Raw genomic sequence first — 17,783 nt, 5'->3', positions numbered from 1 at the left:
GTTTCAGCCCACCGACTTGATGGGCGCGGCCGGCTCGCCCAGGTAGGCGGCCATGGAGTCGTCCAGCGCCAGCAGCCATGGCGTGTGGTGGGGCGGCGACTGGGTGCCGGTCATCAGCGAGCGGTAGGATTTGTCGCGGTAGCCCATGATGTCGCGGGCCTTGTCGTGCTTCCAGTGCAGGAACGTCTGGTTGACCGCGGCAATGTCGAAGTCCGGGTAATCGGTGGCCTGCACCAACTGTTGGATGTACGCGCCCTGGAACTCGAACATCTGCTGGGCGGTTTCCAGCGCCTGCTCGCGCTGGTGCCAGGCCTCGCCGTGGGCGTGCATGGCGGCCGGCGCGGGCAGGGCGATGCGCCCCAGGATCACGTCGCGGGCATACCAGGCCTGGGCATCGAACATGTTGAACGAGTACCACTGGTCCTGCATGCCCAGGTACAGCAGGCGCGGGTTGGCCTCCCAGAAAATGCCCTGGTAGAGGTTGCGCGGCCACAGGCGGTTGTCGGTCTTGAGGCACAGCGCATCGGGCAGGAACGGGAAATGGTGCTTGTAGCCAGTGCACAGAATGATCGCGTCGATGTGCTTGTGGCTGCCATCGATGAACCAGGCACGGTTGCCCTCCACGCGCTTGAGCAGCGGCTTTTCTTCCCAATTGTCCGGCCAGGCATAGCCCATGGGCGCGCTGCGGTAGCAGCTGGTGATGCTGCGCGCGCCGTATTTGTAGCACTGCGAGCCGATGTCCTCGGCCGAGTAGCTGCTGCCGATGATCAGCAGGTCCTTGCCCTTGAACTCCAGTGCGTCACGAAAATCGTGGGCGTGGAGAATACGCCCGCCGAAGCGCTCGAAGCCTTCGAAATGGGGCACCGAGGGCGTGGAGAAATGCCCGGAGGCGGTGATCACGTAGTCGAAGGCCTCGCTGTACACGCGGTCCTGGCCGTGGTCATGCACGGTGACGCTGAATTGCTGGCTGGCCTCGTCGTAGCTCACCTGGCGCACCACGTGGCTGAAGCGGATGTAGTCGCGCACCCCGGCCTTTTCCACGCGGCCCTTGATGTAGTCCCACAGCACCTCGCGCGGCGGGTACGAACCGATGGCGCGGCCGAAGTGTTCCTCGAAGCTGTAGTCGGCGAACTCCAGGCACTCTTTCGGGCCGTTGGACCACAGGTAGCGGTACATGCTGCCGTGCACCGGCTCGCCGTGTTCGTCCAGGCCGGTGCGCCAGGTGTAATTCCACATGCCGCCCCAGTCGCGCTGCTTCTCGAAGCACACCAGCTCGGGGATGGCGGCGCCCTGGTCGCGGGCGGACTGGAAGGCGCGCAGTTGCGCCAGGCCGCAGGGGCCGGCGCCGATGATTGCCACACGTAGGGTCATGGTCTTGGCTCTCGCTGGTCAGGGTCAGGAAAAGATCACGGTCTTGTCGTGGTTGATGAACACCCGGTGCTCCAGGTGGTATTTCAGCGCCTTGGAAAGGGCTACGGTCTCGGTGTCGCGGCCCACGGCCACCAGGTGCTCGGGCAGGTAGGTGTGGTCTACGCGCTGGATCTCCTGCTCGATGATCGGGCCCTCGTCCAGGTCCGAGGTCACGTAGTGGGCGGTGGCGCCAATCAGCTTCACCCCGCGCTCGTACGCCTGGTGGTACGGTTTGGCCCCTTTGAAACCGGGCAGGAACGAGTGGTGGATGTTGATGGCCCGCCCGCTCAGTTCACGGCACAGCTCATCGCTGAGGATCTGCATGTAGCGCGCCAGCACCACAAGCTCGGTGCCGGTCTCCTGCACGATGCGCAGCAGCTCGGCCTCCTGGCTGGCCTTGTTGTCCCTGGTCACCGGCAGGTAGATGAAGCGGATGCCCTCGCGCTCGGCCATGGGCCGCAGGTCCAGGTGGTTGGAGACCACGGCGGTGATGTGCATGTCCATCTCGCCCTTGCGGTGCCGGTACAGCAGGTCGGTGAGGCAATGGTCGAACTTGCTCACCATCAGCAGCACGCGGGTGGGCTGGCTGCTGGAAAACAGCTGCCACTGCAGCTGGAAGTCACCGGCAAGGTCGGTCAGGCCCTGGCGCAGGGGCGCCAGCTGGCCATCGACGCCGGGGTTGAAGCGAAACACCAGGCGCATGAAGAACTGGCCGGTGTGGTCGTCGTCGAACTGCGCCAGTTCGCTGATGTAGCAGCCCTGGCTGGCCAGCCAGGTGCTGACGCTGGCGACGATGCCGGAGGTGGCCGGGCAGCTGATCTTGAGAATGTAATGTTCAGGGTTCGGGTGCATGCCAGGCTCCTCAGTTCTTCGCCGTGCGTTTGCTTTTCTGCGGGTCGTCGAACGGCAGTGCGTGGGTGCTGGCGCCGGTCTCGACGCTGCCGCGCACTTGCAGGGCGACGCCGGGTTCGGCGTAGGCGGGCGCGATACGGGCAATGGCCATGGAACGGTGGGTCAGGCGTGAGTACATGCCGCAGGTGATGGTGCCCACCTGGCGGTCGCCCACCCACAGGGTGTCGCCGGCGTCGGCGGCGCGGGCGCCGTCCAGCAGCACGCCGGCGATCTTGATGCGCTCCTGGCCGCGCAGGCGGAAGTGCTCGTCGGCGCCACGAAAATCACGCTTGTCCGGCGATACGGTGAAGTCCAGGCCCAACTCCCACAGGGTGTCGCCGGCCTTGTCGTCGGCGAAGGGGTACATCTGCGAGTTGTCGTAGGGGAAGAACATCAGCGAGCTTTCCACCCGCAACCAGTCCAGGGCGGTGAAGGCGCAGGGGATGATGCCCATGCCGGCGCCCTGTGCAAGGATGCTGTCCCACAGGAACGGTGCGTCGGCGGCCTTGCAGAAGATCTCGTAGCCGCGCTCGCCGGTGTAGCCGGTGCGCGAGATCATCACCGGGCGCTCGAACAGCCTGGTTTGCAGGTGGTGGAAGTACGGCAGCTGGCGAATACCGGGCACGTACTCGGCGAGGAAATCCACGGCCAGCGGCCCCTGCAGCGACAGGTCGTGCAGGTCATCGTCGAACAGCACCGCCACCTGGCGGCCCTGGGCCGAGCGCACCAGCATCTCGTGGCCAAGCCCGGCGCCGTGCACCACCATGAAGGCGTTGGGCCCGGTGTGGTAGACGATGCAGTCGTCGACGAACTTGCCGCCTGCATCGAGCATGCTGGCGTACACCGACTTGCCCGGGTACAGCTTGGCGATGTCGCGGGTGGTGGCCCACTGCAACAGGCTTTCGGCGTGGGGGCCCACGTAGTGCACCTTCTTCAGGCCCGAAACGTCCATCAGCCCTGCGCGGGTGCGGATGGCTTCGTGGTGGTCGGCCAGGGGCGTGTCGTAGGTCCAGGCGGTGCCCATGCCGTTCCAGTCCTGCAGTTGCGAGCCCAGGGCACGGTGACGGTCGGCGAGGGCGGAAATGCGCCATGAATGGGTCATGTCAGAAGTCCTTGTGAGTGGGGAAGGCGTTCAGGCCAGGGGGTCGAATTGGCTGAGCCACTGCACCAGTGCCTGGCGGTAGCGGGTCATGCCCTTGTAGTCGGCGATTGCATCGGGCAGGTCGCGCAGCACCCGGTGCAGGCGGCAGCCCCAGCCGGGCTGGGTGGCCAGTTCGTCGAGGCTGATCAGGTAGGTGCGGATGCTGAACAACATGGCGTGGCTGCGCGCAAGCCGGGACATGTGCTGCAGTTCGACGCGCAGGTGCACCAGGCGCCCGGCGTTGTCGGCGGTCACGGTGCCGCGGTCGGCGCCCCATTGGTGGTAGGTTTCAGGGGAAGAGTCCAGGCGCGGGTTGATGGTCAGGGTCCAGTTGAGCCGGCGCACCGGGTGGCCCACCTGCACGTTCAGCAGGTACTTCAGCGCGCGGTCGAAGATGCCCATCTGGTGGGCCATCGGCACTGGCGCGTGCCACTGCTTGAAACTCATGCCGGCGTCGAAGGCCAGCGACCAGTCGGCCGGGCAGGTGACCAGGCCGGCGTCCATGTACAGGTCGTTGTCGCGCTGGTCCAGCAGGGCGAAGTCGCCTTGCACCTGGCGGCCGATGTATTCCAGCGGCGGGCAGGGCAGGCTGCCGGCATCGCCGAAGGTGAAGTGCTGTTCGATGCCCAGGGCCTGGTTACGCCAGTGCCACCGGTTGCCGTCGCGGTTCAGGCTGAACCACTGCGGGTAGTCCTCGGCCAGGTGCTCCATCAGCAGTTGCAGGGTGTCCCAGGCCGCTTCCTGCATGTGCGGCATCACCAGGCAGCGCGCGGGGTCGGCCGCCAGCACTCGGGCGCGCTCGGCCATTTCTGCCTGGTAGTGTTCGTCGATGTCGAACCAGTGTTCGTGGATGGTGCCGGGCTGGCCGGCCTGGGCGGGCTCGATGTTCACCGAGTACAGGTAGCTGTCCTCGGTGAAGGGGAACGGGAAGCGCTCGATGGCCTGGCGGCTGTTGCGGAAGTTGAACGGCGGGTGGTAACGATGCGGGGCATTGAAGTGCATGGTCATGTGCAGGTGTCCTTAAAGGTCCAGTACCAGGGGCTTGCCGCAGCCGCGCGAGACGCAGGGCATGAGTGAATGCGCCTGCTCGTCGCAGGCCAGGTACAGGTCACGGTGTTCCACGTCACCGCCCAGGTGGCGGGTGACGCATTGGCCGCAGACGCCGCCGCGGCACAGGTTGGGAATGTCCAGCCCGGCGGCCTCCAGGGCTTCGAGCAGGCTTTGCTCGCCAGCCACCTGCAGGTGGCGGTTGCTGCGCGCCAGGTGCACGGCGAACGGCTGGCCGGGCGCGGCGCTGCTGAAGGCTTCCCAGTGCACCCTGGCGCGTGGCCAGCCCAGCTGCTGGGCCTGCTCGCGCACCGCGTCGAGCAGGCGTTGCGGGCCGCAGGTGTACAAGTGACTGCCCAGGGGTTGGCTTGCCAGCAGCCGGGCCAGGTCCAGGCGCTGGCCAAGGCTTGCGTCGTAGCCGTGCAGGCGTTGGCCCAGGGCTTGTCGCAGCGGCGCCAGGTAGGCATCGCTGCGCCCGCCGCGGTAGGCGAAATGCAGCTCGAAAGAGGCGTCGCGCGCTTGCAGGGCGGCAACGTGGGCCATGAATGGGGTGATGCCGATACCGCCGGCGATCAGCAGGTGATGGCGTGCCGGTGCATGCAGGGCAAACAGGTTGGCGGGAGCGCTGATGCTCAGTTCATCGCCCACCGCGAGCTGCTGGTGGATGTACTGCGAGCCGCCGCGCGAATCCGCTTCCAGGCGCACGGCAATGCGGTATTGGTGCAGCTCGGCAGGGTCGCCGGTCAGCGAGTAGGCATTGCGCAACGTGCGCGGGCCTATCGGCAGGCGGACCTGGACGTGGCTGCCCGCCGAGAACGCCGGCAGGCTGCCGCTGACGGGGCTCAGGGTAAGCTCGCGGATCAGGGGTGTCAGTAGCCGGGCAGCGCTGACCCGTACGGCCATCCAGGCGCTCATGTGCGGGCCTCGGTGAACGGCTGGTCGGCGTCTTCGCACACGGCCAGGTAGGCGCCGAGGCGCCGGGAAAAGTGCTCGCGCACCGCCAGGCGCACGCTGCAGTGCTGGCAGGTCAGCTGGGCGGTCGGCGCAGCCTCCTGCAGCGTGCCGCAATGCACGCAGTACAGGCGGCGCAGGCCTGTGGGGGCTGCCCAGGCGCTGATTTCCTCTGCGCCAAGGCCCACGTCGCAGGCCAGGGCATGCAGGTGCCAGATGAAGGCCTCGTCGCCGATCAGGTACAGGTGGCTGCCCACATGGCTGTGGCGCAAGTGCTCGGCCAGTTGCGCTTCGATGCCCGTCGCGCTGCCTTCAAGCAGCACGGCGGCAGGCAGTTGCGCGGCCAGTTCAGCCGCTGCGCCAATGCATTGCGCCACGATGAGGTGCCGCACTGCGCCGGTGCAGGGCACCAAGGGGGTGTAGCGTGGCACGCTGCCGGCGTACGGGTGGGGTGCGGGTGTCATGCTGCCTCCAACGAGCTGTTTCCTGTTGAGGAAGATAATTTCCCCTAAGGAATGTTGGCTCAATCCCGTTTTGGAGATACCTCCTTGGGGGTAGGTGGGCAAAAGTGCAGGCGCAAGGCATGAAAGTTGCTGCCTGTTGCGCAGTGCCACAACCAAGGGAAAAGGAGGATGGAACTGAACGCTCGCAGGCTGCTGAGTGGTTGGCGTGGGTGGCGGCCAGGGCCTGGCTGGCAGCTGGGGCAGGCACGGCTGCGCCAAGCCGTGGCGGAGCTGCCGGTGGCGGTGTGCCTGGGGGACGAGGCGTTGCCGCGGCTGCTGGCCCAGGTCGAAGCGCTGCCCGGTGTACAGCGCTGTGTGTTGCTGCTGGGAGGTGAGGAGGCCAACCCCGCGCGGCGCGAACTGCTGCGGCATTGCCCGCTGACCGCGACGTGTCGTTGGCGCCAGGCCGAGGCAACGCCAGGGCTGGGCGGTTGTGCTGGTTGCCTGGCGCAGGGTGTACGGCGCCAGGTGTTGCGCCTGCCTGCCGAGGCCAATGCGCAGTTGCTGGTGGACACCCCAGCGGCGCCGGCCCGGCCGTTGCTCAAACTGCTGGCGGAACTGGCGCCTGGCCTGAGCAGCGGGGTGCAGCTGCTGCGCTACCAGCGTGCGCAGCAGCATCGCGCGGCGCACTTCCAGCAGGGGGCGCTGGCCCGCGAGCTGCACGATTCGGTAGCCCAGCAGCTGGGCTATCTGTCGTTCCAGGCCACGTTGCTGCACGGCCGCCTGCACGATCGTAGCCAGGCCGAGGCCATGCTGACCGAGCTGCGCGGCGGCCTCAGCCAACTGCAGCGCCAGGTGCGCGAACTGATCACCAGCGCCCGCCTGACCATGGACGGGCGCTCGCTGCGCCAGGCCCTGGCCGACTCGGTGGCGGAGTTCTCGCGGCGCTGCATCATCGCCTTCGAGCTGGACAACCGCCTGGCCGATGGCGTGCTCAACCCGGAAACCGAATTGCAGCTTTTGCAGATCATTCGTGAAGCGCTGACCAACGCCGTGCGCCATTCCCACGCCCGCCACGTGCGCATCGAGCTGCGCGAAACCCGCGAGGGCGGCGCCAGCATCAGCGTGGAAGACGACGGCATAGGCCTGGGGCCGGTGGCCGACCTGGACAACCATTTCGGCCTGGCGATCATTCGCGAACGCGCCGCCAGCATCGGCGCTAGCCTGGCGCTGGAACGCGTGGCCCCCCAAGGCACCCGGGTGCGCCTGGGCCTGGCGCAACTGCACGCGCAACTTTCAAGGAGACCTGCCGATGGACAGCACCCGGCTACTGCTGATTGATGACCACCCGCTGTTTCGCAACGGCCTGGCGCAGTTGTTCGCCGCCAGCGACGATTTTGACGTGGTGGGCCAGGCCGGCAGCGGCCGCGAAGGCATCGCCATGGCCGTCAGCCTGGCGCCGGCGCTGGTGCTGCTGGACCTGCACATGCCGGGGCTCAGCGGCCTGCAGGTGCTGGATGAGCTGCGCCAGTTGCAGCTTGGCTGCAAGATTCTGGTGCTGACGGCGTCCATTGACCGCGACGAGCTGTTGACCGCCATGCGCCTGGGCGCCAACGGCTATGTGCTCAAGGAGACCGAACCCGACGCCTTGTTGTGCCATGTGCGCAACTGTGGCCAGGGCGCGGTTATCCTCGATGACAGCCTGGTGGCGCTGCTGTCCGAGCAGCCGGTGCCGGCCCCGGTGCCGGACAGCAGCCTGACCGAGCGCGAGGGGCAGACGCTGTCGCTGATCGCCTCGGGCATGAGCAATAAGCAGATCGGCCGTGAGCTGGGCATCAGCGATGGCACGGTGAAGGTCTACGTCAAGAGCCTGCTGCAGAAGCTGCACCTGCATTCACGGCTGGAACTGGCGGCATGGGTGCACCGCGTAAGTCCGAGGCGCCACTGATGCTGGCGAACGATGAATGGGCCGCACTGGATGGCTACCCGGTGGCGTTGCTGTGGTTGGACGATGAAGGCTGTATTCGTCACGCCAACGCTGCCTGGCAGCGCTTGATGGGGGCCGGGGCGGGGCGGGGTGCGCTGCTGGCGTGGGTGCACCAGGAAGATCGGCCGTTGTGGGCCAAGGCCTTGCAGCGCCTGCGCGGCCAACCCGGGCAGGCGTTCAGCCAGCGCCTGCGGTTTGTGCATGGGGCCGGCGACCTGTATTGGCTTGAGGTGTGCCTGAGCCGTGGGCAGCAAGGGTTCTACCTGGCGGCTCACGATGTCACCGCGCACCGGCGCCGGGAACTCGCGCTGCAAGCCAGCCAGCGCAGCGCCTCGACCCTGCTCGACAGCCTGCCGGGCATGGTCTATCGCGGGCGCAACAACCGTGACTGGAGCATGGAGTTCGTCAGCGCCGGCTGCCTGGGGCTGACCGGCTACCCGGCTGAACGGCTGACCGACAGCCGCGACCTGACCTATGGCCGGCTGATTCACGACGCCGATTGCGACTACGTGTGGCGCGAGGTGCAGTACGCGCTGGCCCGCCGGCAGCCCTACGAGCTGTGGTACCGCATACGCTGCGCCGACGGCACGCTCAAGCAGGTGTGGGAGAAGGGCGTGGGCATCTACGCCGATACCGGCGAGGTGCTGGGCATCGAGGGGGCCATTTATGAAGTGCTGGCTGGCCCCCCGCGGTAGGGGCGGTCACGCCGCCTTGGCGTCAGCCTCGCAGGCTTCGTCCATGGCCGCCTGCAGGTCTTCGGTCACGCGCAGCTCGACGCCGGTCGGCGACATTTGCGCGGCGGCGGCGAACGGTGCGGCGCTCTCGGGGGCGGAGCGTTGGGTGCGGCGCCAGGTGAAGTACCCCACCATCAGCAGGTTGAGCAGGGCAAAGCCCCAGAACAGCCCGTTGTCGCCGACCTTGGCCATCAGTTGGCCGATGGCCATGGGGCTGACCGCCGAGCCGATCGAGTTGATCAGCAGCAGGCCCTGGATCATCGGCACCACCGCGCCGGCCGGGGCGCGGTCGGCGGAGTGGCTGACGGCTACCGGGTAGATGGCGAAGATGCCCCCGCCCAGCAGGAACAGCGCCGCGCCCAGCAACATCCCCGAGGGGCGCAGCACCATGATGGCCAGGGACAGCGCCAGGCACGCGGCGCACAGCACGATCAGCACCCACTGGCGGTCCTGGCGGTCGGACCAGCGCCCCACCGGGTACTGCAGCACCATGGCGCCGAGGATGACGCAGGCCATCATGTTGCCGACCTGGCCGAAATCCATGCCCAGGTGCTGCAGGTACAGCGGCAGCAGGGTATAGACCGCGGCGATGGCCACGCCCGAGCCAAAGCAGCCCATCACCCCGGTGGGGGTGACGCGCAGCAGTTGCCGCGGGCTCAGGGCTTCCACCCGCTCCACCAGCGGCGTGACGCGCGGGATCATCACCACTGGCATCACCGACAGCGACGCCAGCATGCCGGTGATCAGGAACGGCGCGCTGTCGCCCAGGCCCGACACCAGGCCGATGGCTGCCTGGCCGAACATGCCCGAGCCGTACAGGGCGATCATGTACACCGCCAGCACGCGGCCGCGCGCCTTGGGGTCGGAGGCCAGCAGCAGCCAGCTTTCGATCACCAGGTACACGCCCACGCACGCCCAGCCGTTGATCAACCGCAGCGCGAACCACGCCCAGGTGTTGCTGCACAGCCCTTGCACCAGCACGGTCACGGCGATCAGCGAGGCGAAGCAGCTGTAGGCGCGAATGTGGCCGATGCGCAGGATCAGCCGGTCGTTGAAAAACGAGCCCAGGGCCAGGCCGATGAAGTAGGCGGATGACACCAGGCCCACTTGCAGGGCGGAGGCGCCGGCGGCGTCCAGGCGCAGGGTGGTGATGGAAGACAGCAGGCCATTGCCCATGCTGACGATGAACAGCCCAAGCAGGGGCGCCAGCGCCATGGCCAGTAATTGTGGAGACATTGAATCCTCGGGGGTGAAAACGCTGACGCGACCGGCTCGGGTGGCCGAAAAGGCTTTAGTACGCGGCCGCCAGGTGATGCGGCGCGCAGATTCTAAGCATTTTTCGGCGTTTGGCTAGTGCCGTTGGGCGCGTTGCATGGCCGCAGGCCGCGTCCCAGCGCTGGCGCAGCGTGTGCGCCAGACGCCGCCTGCGGCAGCTGCTACATCCTGTGGGAGCTGCCACGCCAACTCCCCGTAGCAGCGGCCACAGGCCGCGTCCCAGACGCTGCGCAGGGGCTGGCGCACGGTGTGCAAGACGCTGCCTGCGGCAGCTGCTACATCCTGTGGGAGCTGGCTTGCCAGCGAGCTGTTGGGGCCATAAAAGCTCGCTGGCAAGCCAGCTCCCCCAAGACAGTTGCAGCCACGCCCACTCCGGGGGCCGCGCCCTGGGGGGTACTTGTTTTGGTGCGGGCACCCCCAGCTCCCACAAGACAGTTGCAGCCACGCCAACTCCCCCGCAGGCCGCGTCCCAGGCGCTGGCGCACTGTGTGCAAGACGCCGCCTGCGGCAGCTGCTACACGGATGGCTGGGTGGCTGCGGCGGTGGTGGTGCGTCGGCGGCAGGTGATGATGCCCACGAACGACACCGCCAGCGCCAGGATCAGGGTGCTGGTGGCTTCGGCGCGGTGCTCGGGGGTGAACAACAGCACCGCAATGGCGGCCGAGATGAACAGAATCACCGCATAGGTGGCCCACGGGAACAGCCACATCTTGAACGTCAGGGCGTCGCCATGGGTGCGGCGCATGCGCAGCTGCGACACGGCGATGGCCAAATACACCAGCAGTGCCACGGCGCCCGAGCTGGACAGCAGGAAGTCGAACAGGCTGGCGGGGGCGAAGTGGTTGAGGGCGGCGATAAACGCGCCCACCGCGGCAGTACCCAGCACGGCGCGGCGTGGCACGCCGTTGCCCGACGTCTTGGCCGCCGCCGCAGGCGCATCGCCCCGGCGCGCCAGGGAATAGAGCATGCGCGAGGCAATATAAATCGAGGAGTTCATGCAGCTGGTCACCGCCACCAGCACCACCAGGTCGACGATCAGCTTGGCGTGGGGCACCTGCAGCAGCTCCAGGGCGCGCTGGTAGGAGCCGACGCTGGCCAGCGCCGGGTCGCTCCACGGCACCACGGAAATCACCACCATGATCGACAGCAGGTAGAACACGCCGATGCGCCAGATCACCGAACGCGTAGCCTTGGCGATGTTGCGCGACGGCTCACCCGACTCTGCGGCGGCGATGGTCACCGACTCGGTGCCGATGAAACTGAACATGATGGTGATGAACGCACCCACCACGGCCGTCAGGCCATTGGGGGCGAAACCGCCGTGTTCGCGCATCAGGCTGAATACGCCGGGGCCTTCGTGCAGCGGCAGCCAGCCCATCAGCGCGGCGGCGCCGAAGCCAATGAAGCCGACGATGGCGGTGACCTTTAACAGGGCGAACCAGAATTCGAACTCGCCATATTTGTCGACGCCGAACAGGTTGGTGAAGCTCAACAGCACCACCGACGCCAGGGCGTAGATCCAGGTGTCGCACCACGGAAACCACTGATTGAGGATATGCCCGGCCGCCAGCGCCTCGATCGGCACTACCAGCACCCAGAACCACCAGTACAGCCAGCCGATGGTGAACCCGGCCCAGGGCCCGATGGCTTTTTCGGCGTAAGTGGAGAAAGAACCCGTGTCGGGGTTGGCGACGGCCATCTCGCCGAGCATGCGCATCACCAGCACCACCAGGGTGCCGGCGGCAAGATAGGCGAGGATGACGGCGGGGCCGGCGGCGGCGATCGCATGGCCGGAGCCGACGAACAGGCCGGCGCCAATGATGCCGGCGATGGACAACATGGTTACGTGGCGGGGCTTGAAGCCGTTGGACAACTGTCCGCCGCTGTGCTCATTCAGGCTCGTCATACTCTGCTCTTGTTCGAGGGTTTTGGGGGGCAGAGAAGGGCAGTGACATGAAGAGGCAAGTGATGCTCGAAGCGCCAATCCAGGGCCACGCCGCTTTGCATGTTATTGTTTTGTCAGGCGTTCCTGGGGCGCTAGCTTAAACCGGGTGCAAGCGGCAGGCTGTTTCAGTTGCGCCACGAGGCTTTCAGGGAACGACATGGGCGGCCGGCCGGGCGACGTTTCACGGCAGGTCGAGGCGCCGCCGATTCTCCCATTCCCGCACCGCGTCCATGAACAGCTTCAGCGCGATGGGCGGGTGGCGGTTGGCCGGGTAATAGAAACACAGGCCCGGCAGCGTCGGGCTCCAGTCGGGCAGCAGGTGCAGCAACCGCCCCGCCTGCACATGGGCGTCGACGTGGTAGTGGGGTATCCAGGCCACGCCGATGCCGGCCAGGGCGGCGTCCACCATCAGGTTGGTGTTGCCCAGGGTCATCGGCCCATCCACGTCAATGACTGCCACCTCTGCGCCGCGCGCCATGCCCCAGTGGTACATCGCGCCGCTGGCGAAGCGGTAGCGAATGCAGCGGTGCTGCTTGAGGTCGTGGGGCGCGCGTGGCGTGCCGTATTGCGCCACGTAGGCGGGCGAGGCCACGGCAGCGAAGCGCAGGGGCTCGCCGAACGGCACCGCGACCATGTCCAGGGGAATGTCTTCGTGCACGCGGATGCCGGCGTCGAAGCCATCGGCGACGATGTCGACGAAGCGGGTGTCGATGACGAATTCCACATGAATGTCCGGGTAGGTGGCCAGGAACTCGGGCAGTACCTCGCGGATGATCGGCCGCGCGCCGGCTTCGGCGGCGCTGATGCGTACCGAGCCCGAAGGGCGGTTGCTCGTCGACACCACCTCGGTCACCGCTTCATCCAGGTCGGCCAGCGCCGGCATGATCCGGCGCAACAGGCGCTCGCCCACCTCGGTCAAGGCCACCGAGCGGGTGGTGCGGTTCAGCAGGCGCAAACCCAGGCGCGCCTCCAGGTTGCGCATGGTGTGGCTCAGCGCCGAGGGCGACACGCCCAGCCTGGCGGCGGCGGCGCGGAAGCTCTTCAATTCGGCGATCGCCGCGAAGGCGTTGAGTTCGGACAGGCCGGCGCGTTGCATTGATGAAAAATCCTCATTACATCGTGCGCAATGGCACGGATTGTTGAGGTTTTACCATCAACCTATGCTGATGACCATCCTATCGTCACTCACGCAGAGGCAACTCCATGAGCAACAACATCTCCGCCAAGGTCGTGGTCATCACCGGCGCCAGCAGCGGCCTGGGCGAAGCCACCGCCCGCCACCTGGCCGCGCAGGGCGCGCGGGTGGTGCTGGCAGCGCGCCGCCTGGAGCGTATCGAAGCCGTGGCCCAGGCGCTGCGCGCCAGCGGCGCAGAAGCCCTGGCCGTGGCCACCGACGTCACCGACGCCGTGGCCGTGAAGGCCCTGGTGGACCAGGCCGTGAGCGCCTTCGGCCGCATCGACGTGATGATCAACAACGCCGGGATCATGCCCCACTCGCCGCTCGAGCGCCTGAAAATCGAGGACTGGAACCAGACCATCGACGTCAACATCAAGGGCGTGCTGCATGGCATTGCCGCAGCCTTGCCGCACATGATCCAGCAGAAAGCCGGGCAAATCATCAACGTCTCCTCGGTGGCCGGCCACAAGGTGCGCCCGGGCAGCGCCGTGTATGCGGCGACCAAGAGCGCCGTGCTGATGATTTCCGAAGGCCTGCGCCAGGAGGTCAAGCCCTACGACATCCGCACCACGGTGATCTCCCCGGGTGCGATCGACACCGACCTGCCCGCCAGCATCACCGAGGCCGATATCGCCGGGCACATCCAGAATTTCTACAACGAGTACGCGATCCCTGCAGAGTCGTTCGCCCGGGCCGTGGCGTTCGCCATCAGCCAGCCGCCGGAGGTCGACATCAACGAAATCCTGTTCCGGCCGACCCACCAGGAGCTCTGAAGCACCGCTGGGCCACTGGATCGAACCCGCTGGCCCTTCAGTAGTCAGCTGCAATGTGATGCAACCCACGTGAGGGTGAACCTGATGACTGACCAGAAGAACAGGCCACCGGCCGACCTGCATACCGACGCGGCGCCACAGGCCTCGCGGCGCAATTTTCTCAAGTTCGGCGCCTCGGGCATCGCCGCCGCCACCGTTTCCCATTGGATACCACCAGCGCTGGCCCACGGTGTGGCGCCGGCTGCCGAGGTCAACGACCCCGATGCGCCGGTGGCAGGCGAGCAACGCATCAGGCTGCAGGTGAACGGCCAATGGCACAGCCTCAACGTGCCGGCCAATGCGATATTGCTGGATGTGCTGCGCGACCGCCTGCAACTGACCGGCAGCAAGAAGGGCTGCGACCACGGCCAGTGCGGTGCCTGCACGTTGCTGGTGAACGGCGTGGCGATCAATTCCTGCCTGTCCATTGCCGTGCAGCACGACGGCGAGAGCATCACCACCATCGAGGGGCTGGCCAAGGACGGCGCGCTGCACCCGGTGCAGCAAGCGTTCTGGGAGCACGATGCCTACCAGTGCGGCTACTGCACCTCGGGGCAGATCATGAGCGCGGTGGCCATTCTCGATGACCCGAACTTACCCGCCGACGACGCCAGCGTGCGCGAAGCCATGAGCGGCAACATCTGCCGCTGTGGCGCCTACAAGAACATCCTCGCGGCCGTGCAGGCGGCGCGGGCGAAGATGGGGAGGGCGGTCTGATGCGTACCTTCGACTATTCCCGAGCCGATTCTGCGGCCAACGCCGTGCGCACTGCCTCCGGCACCGGCCAGCGGATGTACCTGGCCGGCGGCACCACTTTGCTCGACCTGGTGAAACTGGACGTGATGCAACCCGACCAGTTGGTCGATATCAACCGCCTGGCGCTCAAGCAGATCGAGCCGTTGCCCGACGGCCGCCTGCGGGTCGGCGCGCTGGTCAGCAACACCGATTTGGCCCGCCATCCCTGGGTGCGCCTGCATTACCCGGTGCTGTCGCAAGCGCTGTTGGCCGGTGCCTCGACGCAGTTGCGCAACAAGGCCACCACCGCCGGCAACATCATGCAGCGGGTGCGCTGCAACTACTTTCGCGACGGCATTTCGCCCTGCAACAAGCGCCAGCCGGGCAGCGGCTGCGCGGCCATCGGCGGGCTGAACCGCAGCGTGCACGCGGTGCTGGGCACCAGCGAGCACTGCATTGCCACGCACCCCTCGGACATGTGCGTGGCGGTGGCGGCCATTGGCGCCCACGTCACCGTGCAGGGCGCGACAGGGGTACGCGAGGTCGACTTTGCCGACTTCCACCTGCTGCCCGGCGACACGCCCTGGCAGGAACATGCCCTGCAACCGCACGAGCTGATCACCCACCTGACCCTGGATGCACCGTTGGCCAACAGCCGCTCGGCGTATTTGAAGCTGCGCGACCGTACCTCGTACCAGTTCGCCCTGGCCTCCAGCGCAGTGGTGCTGGTGCTCGATGGCCAGCTCATTACCCAGGCGCGCATCGCCCTGGGCGGGGTGGGCACCAAGCCCTGGCGGGCACGGGAAGCCGAACAGGCGTTGGTGGGGCAGCAGGCGACGCTGGACACCTTCACCCGCGTGGCGCAAATCGCCATGAAGGATGCCCACGCCTATGAACACAACGCCTTCAAGATTCCGCTGGGCCAGCAGGCCATCGTGCGCAACCTGCGAGACCTGACCGCCTAGGAGCTGCTCATGAGCCAGACCATCATCGGTACCGCCACGCCCCGCGTGGATGGCCGCCAGAAAGTCAGTGGCGCGGCGCGTTACGCTGCCGACCACCCCATGCCCGGGCTGCTGTTTGCCTATGGCGTGTACAGCACCATTGCCTGCGGCCGCGTGCTGCGCATCGACGATGCACGGGCCAAGGCCATGCCGGGCGTGGTCAGCGTGCTGCACCACGGCAATGTCGGGCCCTTGCACCGCACGCCGAACACGCCCCTCAAGGACGTGCTCACCGCCAGCAAGGTCGACGAGCACCGGCTGCCGTTTGAGGACGACGGCGTGTATTACCCGGGGCAGTTCGTGGCGCTGGTGGTGGCCGATACCTTCGAGCATGCGCGCGCCGCGGCTTACCAGGTAAAGGTCGACTATGAGCAGGGCGAGGCGACCAGGAGCCTGGCCGACGCCCTGCGCCTGCATGGCGCCAAGGACGGTGGCCGCGGCCACAGCCGTGGCGACCCGCAGGCCGATTATGAAGGCGCGGCGCACCAACTGGACCAGACCTACACGACGCCGGTGGAGGTGCACAACCCGATGGAAATGCACGCCACCACCGCCTGGTGGCAGGACGGCCGGCTATACGTGTACGAAGCCACCCAGGGCGTGGTCAACCACCGCAACATGCTTGCCAACGTGTTTGACCTGCCGCCGGACAAGGTCGAGGTGCGCGCGCCGTTCATAGGCTCGGGGTTTGGCGGCAAGCTGTGGCCCTGGCCGCACTCGGTGGCCGCCTGCATGGCCGCCAAGGCCACCCAGCGGCCGGTGCAGCTAATGCTGCCGCGCGCACAGATGTTCACCACAGTCGGCCACCGGCCCGAGACGCAGCAGCGTATTCGCCTGGCGACCGATGCCAGCGGCAAGCTGCTGTCCATCCGGCATGAGTCTGTCAACAGCACCTCCACCCTGGATGCTTATACCGAGGCCTGCGGTGGGGTCACCAGTAGCTTGTACTCATGCCCCAACGTGCTGGTGTCGCACAAGAACAGCCCACTCAACCGTGGCACGCCCACCTCCATGCGCGCCCCGGGTGCGGCGCCCGGGCTGTTCGCGCTGGAGTCGGCGATTGATGAGATGGCCTTGCTGCAGGGCATGGACCCGGTGGCGTTCCGCAAGCTGAACCTGGCCACCCGCGATGAAGCCTTGAACCTGCCATTTTCCGGCAACCACCTGCCCGAAGCGCTGGCGCAGGCGGCCCAGCGCTTTGGTTGGGAGCGGCGCAATGGCGAAATCGGCTCGATGCGTGAGGGCGATGAAATCATTGGCTACGGCGTGGGCGCCTGCAACTGGGAGGCGTTCCAGATGCCCACCGAGGCGCGGGTGATTCTGCGCGCCGATGGCCGCGCGCTGGTGCAGTCGGGCGTGCAGGACATTGGCACCGGCACCTACACCATTGCCGCGCAGACCGTGGCGCAACTGACGGGGCTGCCGCTTGACCGCATCGACGTGGAGCTGGGCAGTTCGGCACTGCCGCCCGGCGCACTGTCGGGCGGCTCCTGGCTGACGGCCAGCCTGATGCCGGCGCTGGCCGGTGCCACGCGCCAGGCCCTGACGCAATTGCGCGAGTACGCGGTGGCCCCGGGCGGGGTGTTTGCCGGTGCCGACGCCGAGCACCTGCAGGTTGAGGGTGGGCAACTGGTCGACGGTGAACAGCGCGCCAGTTTCGCCCAGGTGCTGGAGCGCCAGCGGTTGGCCCGGGCCGAGGGCTTCTTCCACAGCGGCGCCAAGTCGGGCGAGTTCTCCTTCCGCTCCTTTGGCGCACATTTCGTCGAGGTGCGCTGGGACCCGGGCATCTCGCGCCTGCGGGTGGCGCGGGTGGTCAGCGCCATCGACGTCGGCAAGGTGGTCAACCCGCTGGCCGCGCGCAATCAGGTGGAGGGGGCGATTGTCATGGCCATCGGCATGGCGTTGTTCGAAGCCGGCGAGTTCGACCCACGCACCGGCCTGCCGGCCAACAACAACTACGCCGAGTACGTCGTGCCGGTGCACGCCGACCAGCCGGACATTGACGTGACCCTGCTGGACTTCCCGGATTTGAACCTGAGCGAGTTCGGCGCCCGCGGCATCGGCGAGATCGGCGTCACCGGGCTGGCGGCGGCGGTGGCCAACGCGGTCTTCCACGCCACCGGCAAGCGCATCCGCAGCCTGCCCATCACCAAGGAAAAGCTGATGGCGGTGTAACCCCGTAGCAGCAACTGTCTTTGTGGGAGCTGGCTTGCCAGCGAGCGGTTGGGGCC

Annotated in this window: 16 protein-coding genes; 7 read left to right on the top strand and 9 right to left on the bottom strand. The window is 67.1% G+C overall.

The features are described 5' to 3' along the window. Positions 1 to 3: 3 nt before the first annotated feature. Genes AC0SZ7_RS12240 through AC0SZ7_RS12215 form a run of 6 tightly spaced genes read right to left on the bottom strand, consistent with a single transcriptional unit; the run spans position 4 to position 5,904 of the window. On the bottom strand, positions 4 to 1,371 hold the full coding sequence (locus AC0SZ7_RS12240; protein ID WP_475504645.1) for an NAD(P)-binding domain-containing protein: 1,368 nt from the start codon (positions 1,369 to 1,371) through the stop codon (positions 4 to 6). A 24-nt stretch (positions 1,372 to 1,395) separates the two neighbouring features. Beyond that, positions 1,396 to 2,262: a formyltetrahydrofolate deformylase gene (gene purU / locus AC0SZ7_RS12235; protein ID WP_457362326.1), complete on the bottom strand. Its 867-nt coding sequence runs from the start codon at positions 2,260 to 2,262 to the stop codon at positions 1,396 to 1,398. Between the two features lie 10 nt (positions 2,263 to 2,272). Further along, positions 2,273 to 3,403: an aminomethyl transferase family protein gene (locus AC0SZ7_RS12230; protein ID WP_475504644.1), complete on the bottom strand. Its 1,131-nt coding sequence runs from the start codon at positions 3,401 to 3,403 to the stop codon at positions 2,273 to 2,275. A gap of 30 nt (positions 3,404 to 3,433) precedes the next feature. Further along, positions 3,434 to 4,450: a heme-dependent oxidative N-demethylase family protein gene (locus AC0SZ7_RS12225; protein ID WP_475504643.1), complete on the bottom strand. Its 1,017-nt coding sequence runs from the start codon at positions 4,448 to 4,450 to the stop codon at positions 3,434 to 3,436. Between the two features lie 12 nt (positions 4,451 to 4,462). Further along, positions 4,463 to 5,404 carry a PDR/VanB family oxidoreductase gene (locus AC0SZ7_RS12220; RefSeq protein WP_475504642.1) on the bottom strand — a complete coding sequence of 314 codons (942 nt, stop codon included), beginning with the start codon at positions 5,402 to 5,404 and terminating at the stop codon, positions 4,463 to 4,465. Further along, positions 5,401 to 5,904: a dimethylamine monooxygenase subunit DmmA family protein gene (locus tag AC0SZ7_RS12215; protein ID WP_475504641.1), complete on the bottom strand. Its 504-nt coding sequence runs from the start codon at positions 5,902 to 5,904 to the stop codon at positions 5,401 to 5,403. The genes AC0SZ7_RS12220 and AC0SZ7_RS12215 overlap by 4 nt, the downstream gene beginning before the upstream one ends. 168 nt (positions 5,905 to 6,072) lie before the next feature. On the opposite strand from AC0SZ7_RS12215, the gene AC0SZ7_RS12210 reads away from it, so the two are divergent. From AC0SZ7_RS12210 to AC0SZ7_RS12200, 3 genes are read left to right on the top strand one after another with little or no spacing between them, the layout of a single operon-like run. Then, on the top strand, positions 6,073 to 7,224 hold the full coding sequence (locus tag AC0SZ7_RS12210; protein ID WP_475504640.1) for an ATP-binding protein: 1,152 nt from the start codon (positions 6,073 to 6,075) through the stop codon (positions 7,222 to 7,224). Further along, positions 7,196 to 7,831, top strand: coding sequence for a response regulator (locus tag AC0SZ7_RS12205; protein ID WP_475504639.1), 636 nt, complete (start codon positions 7,196 to 7,198; stop codon positions 7,829 to 7,831). Before AC0SZ7_RS12210 ends, AC0SZ7_RS12205 begins: the two co-directional genes overlap by 29 nt. Beyond that, entirely contained in the window at positions 7,798 to 8,565 is a 768-nt protein-coding gene (locus tag AC0SZ7_RS12200; RefSeq protein WP_475504638.1) for a PAS domain-containing protein, read from the top strand. Before AC0SZ7_RS12205 ends, AC0SZ7_RS12200 begins: the two co-directional genes overlap by 34 nt. Positions 8,566 to 8,571: 6 nt before the next feature. Here the strand turns inward: AC0SZ7_RS12200 and AC0SZ7_RS12195 are convergent, their stop codons facing one another. From AC0SZ7_RS12195 to AC0SZ7_RS12185, 3 genes are all read right to left on the bottom strand, one after another. Beyond that, positions 8,572 to 9,840 (bottom strand): MFS transporter, encoded by a 1,269-nt coding sequence (locus AC0SZ7_RS12195; protein WP_475504637.1) that lies wholly within the window; start codon positions 9,838 to 9,840, stop codon positions 8,572 to 8,574. Positions 9,841 to 10,393: 553 nt separating this feature from the next. Next, positions 10,394 to 11,785 (bottom strand): amino acid permease, encoded by a 1,392-nt coding sequence (locus AC0SZ7_RS12190; RefSeq protein WP_475504636.1) that lies wholly within the window; start codon positions 11,783 to 11,785, stop codon positions 10,394 to 10,396. 220 nt (positions 11,786 to 12,005) lie between these two features. Continuing rightward, positions 12,006 to 12,920, bottom strand: coding sequence for a LysR family transcriptional regulator (locus AC0SZ7_RS12185; protein WP_475504635.1), 915 nt, complete (start codon positions 12,918 to 12,920; stop codon positions 12,006 to 12,008). 107 nt (positions 12,921 to 13,027) lie between these two features. On the opposite strand from AC0SZ7_RS12185, the gene AC0SZ7_RS12180 reads away from it, so the two are divergent. The 4 genes from AC0SZ7_RS12180 to AC0SZ7_RS12165 all read left to right on the top strand — a co-directional run bounded on the left by AC0SZ7_RS12180 (position 13,028) and on the right by AC0SZ7_RS12165 (position 17,727). Continuing rightward, the gene (locus AC0SZ7_RS12180; RefSeq protein ID WP_475504634.1) at positions 13,028 to 13,774 is read left to right on the top strand and encodes an SDR family oxidoreductase; all 747 of its coding nucleotides are present in this window, start codon (positions 13,028 to 13,030) and stop codon (positions 13,772 to 13,774) included. A gap of 84 nt (positions 13,775 to 13,858) precedes the next feature. After that, a complete protein-coding gene (locus AC0SZ7_RS12175) occupies positions 13,859 to 14,530 on the top strand; it encodes a (2Fe-2S)-binding protein (RefSeq protein ID WP_475504633.1) in 672 nt (223 codons plus the stop codon). After that, positions 14,530 to 15,513 carry an FAD binding domain-containing protein gene (locus AC0SZ7_RS12170; protein WP_475504632.1) on the top strand — a complete coding sequence of 328 codons (984 nt, stop codon included), beginning with the start codon at positions 14,530 to 14,532 and terminating at the stop codon, positions 15,511 to 15,513. The genes AC0SZ7_RS12175 and AC0SZ7_RS12170 overlap by 1 nt, the downstream gene beginning before the upstream one ends. Positions 15,514 to 15,522: 9 nt before the next feature. Next, positions 15,523 to 17,727, top strand: coding sequence for a xanthine dehydrogenase family protein molybdopterin-binding subunit (locus AC0SZ7_RS12165; protein WP_475504631.1), 2,205 nt, complete (start codon positions 15,523 to 15,525; stop codon positions 17,725 to 17,727). The last annotated feature ends 56 nt before the right edge of the window (positions 17,728 to 17,783 follow it).

The sequence above is a fragment of the Pseudomonas sp. JC1203 genome (assembly GCF_056175065.1).
Note: the sequence above shows the minus strand (reverse complement) of the source record. Positions and strands in the feature narration are given on the sequence as shown.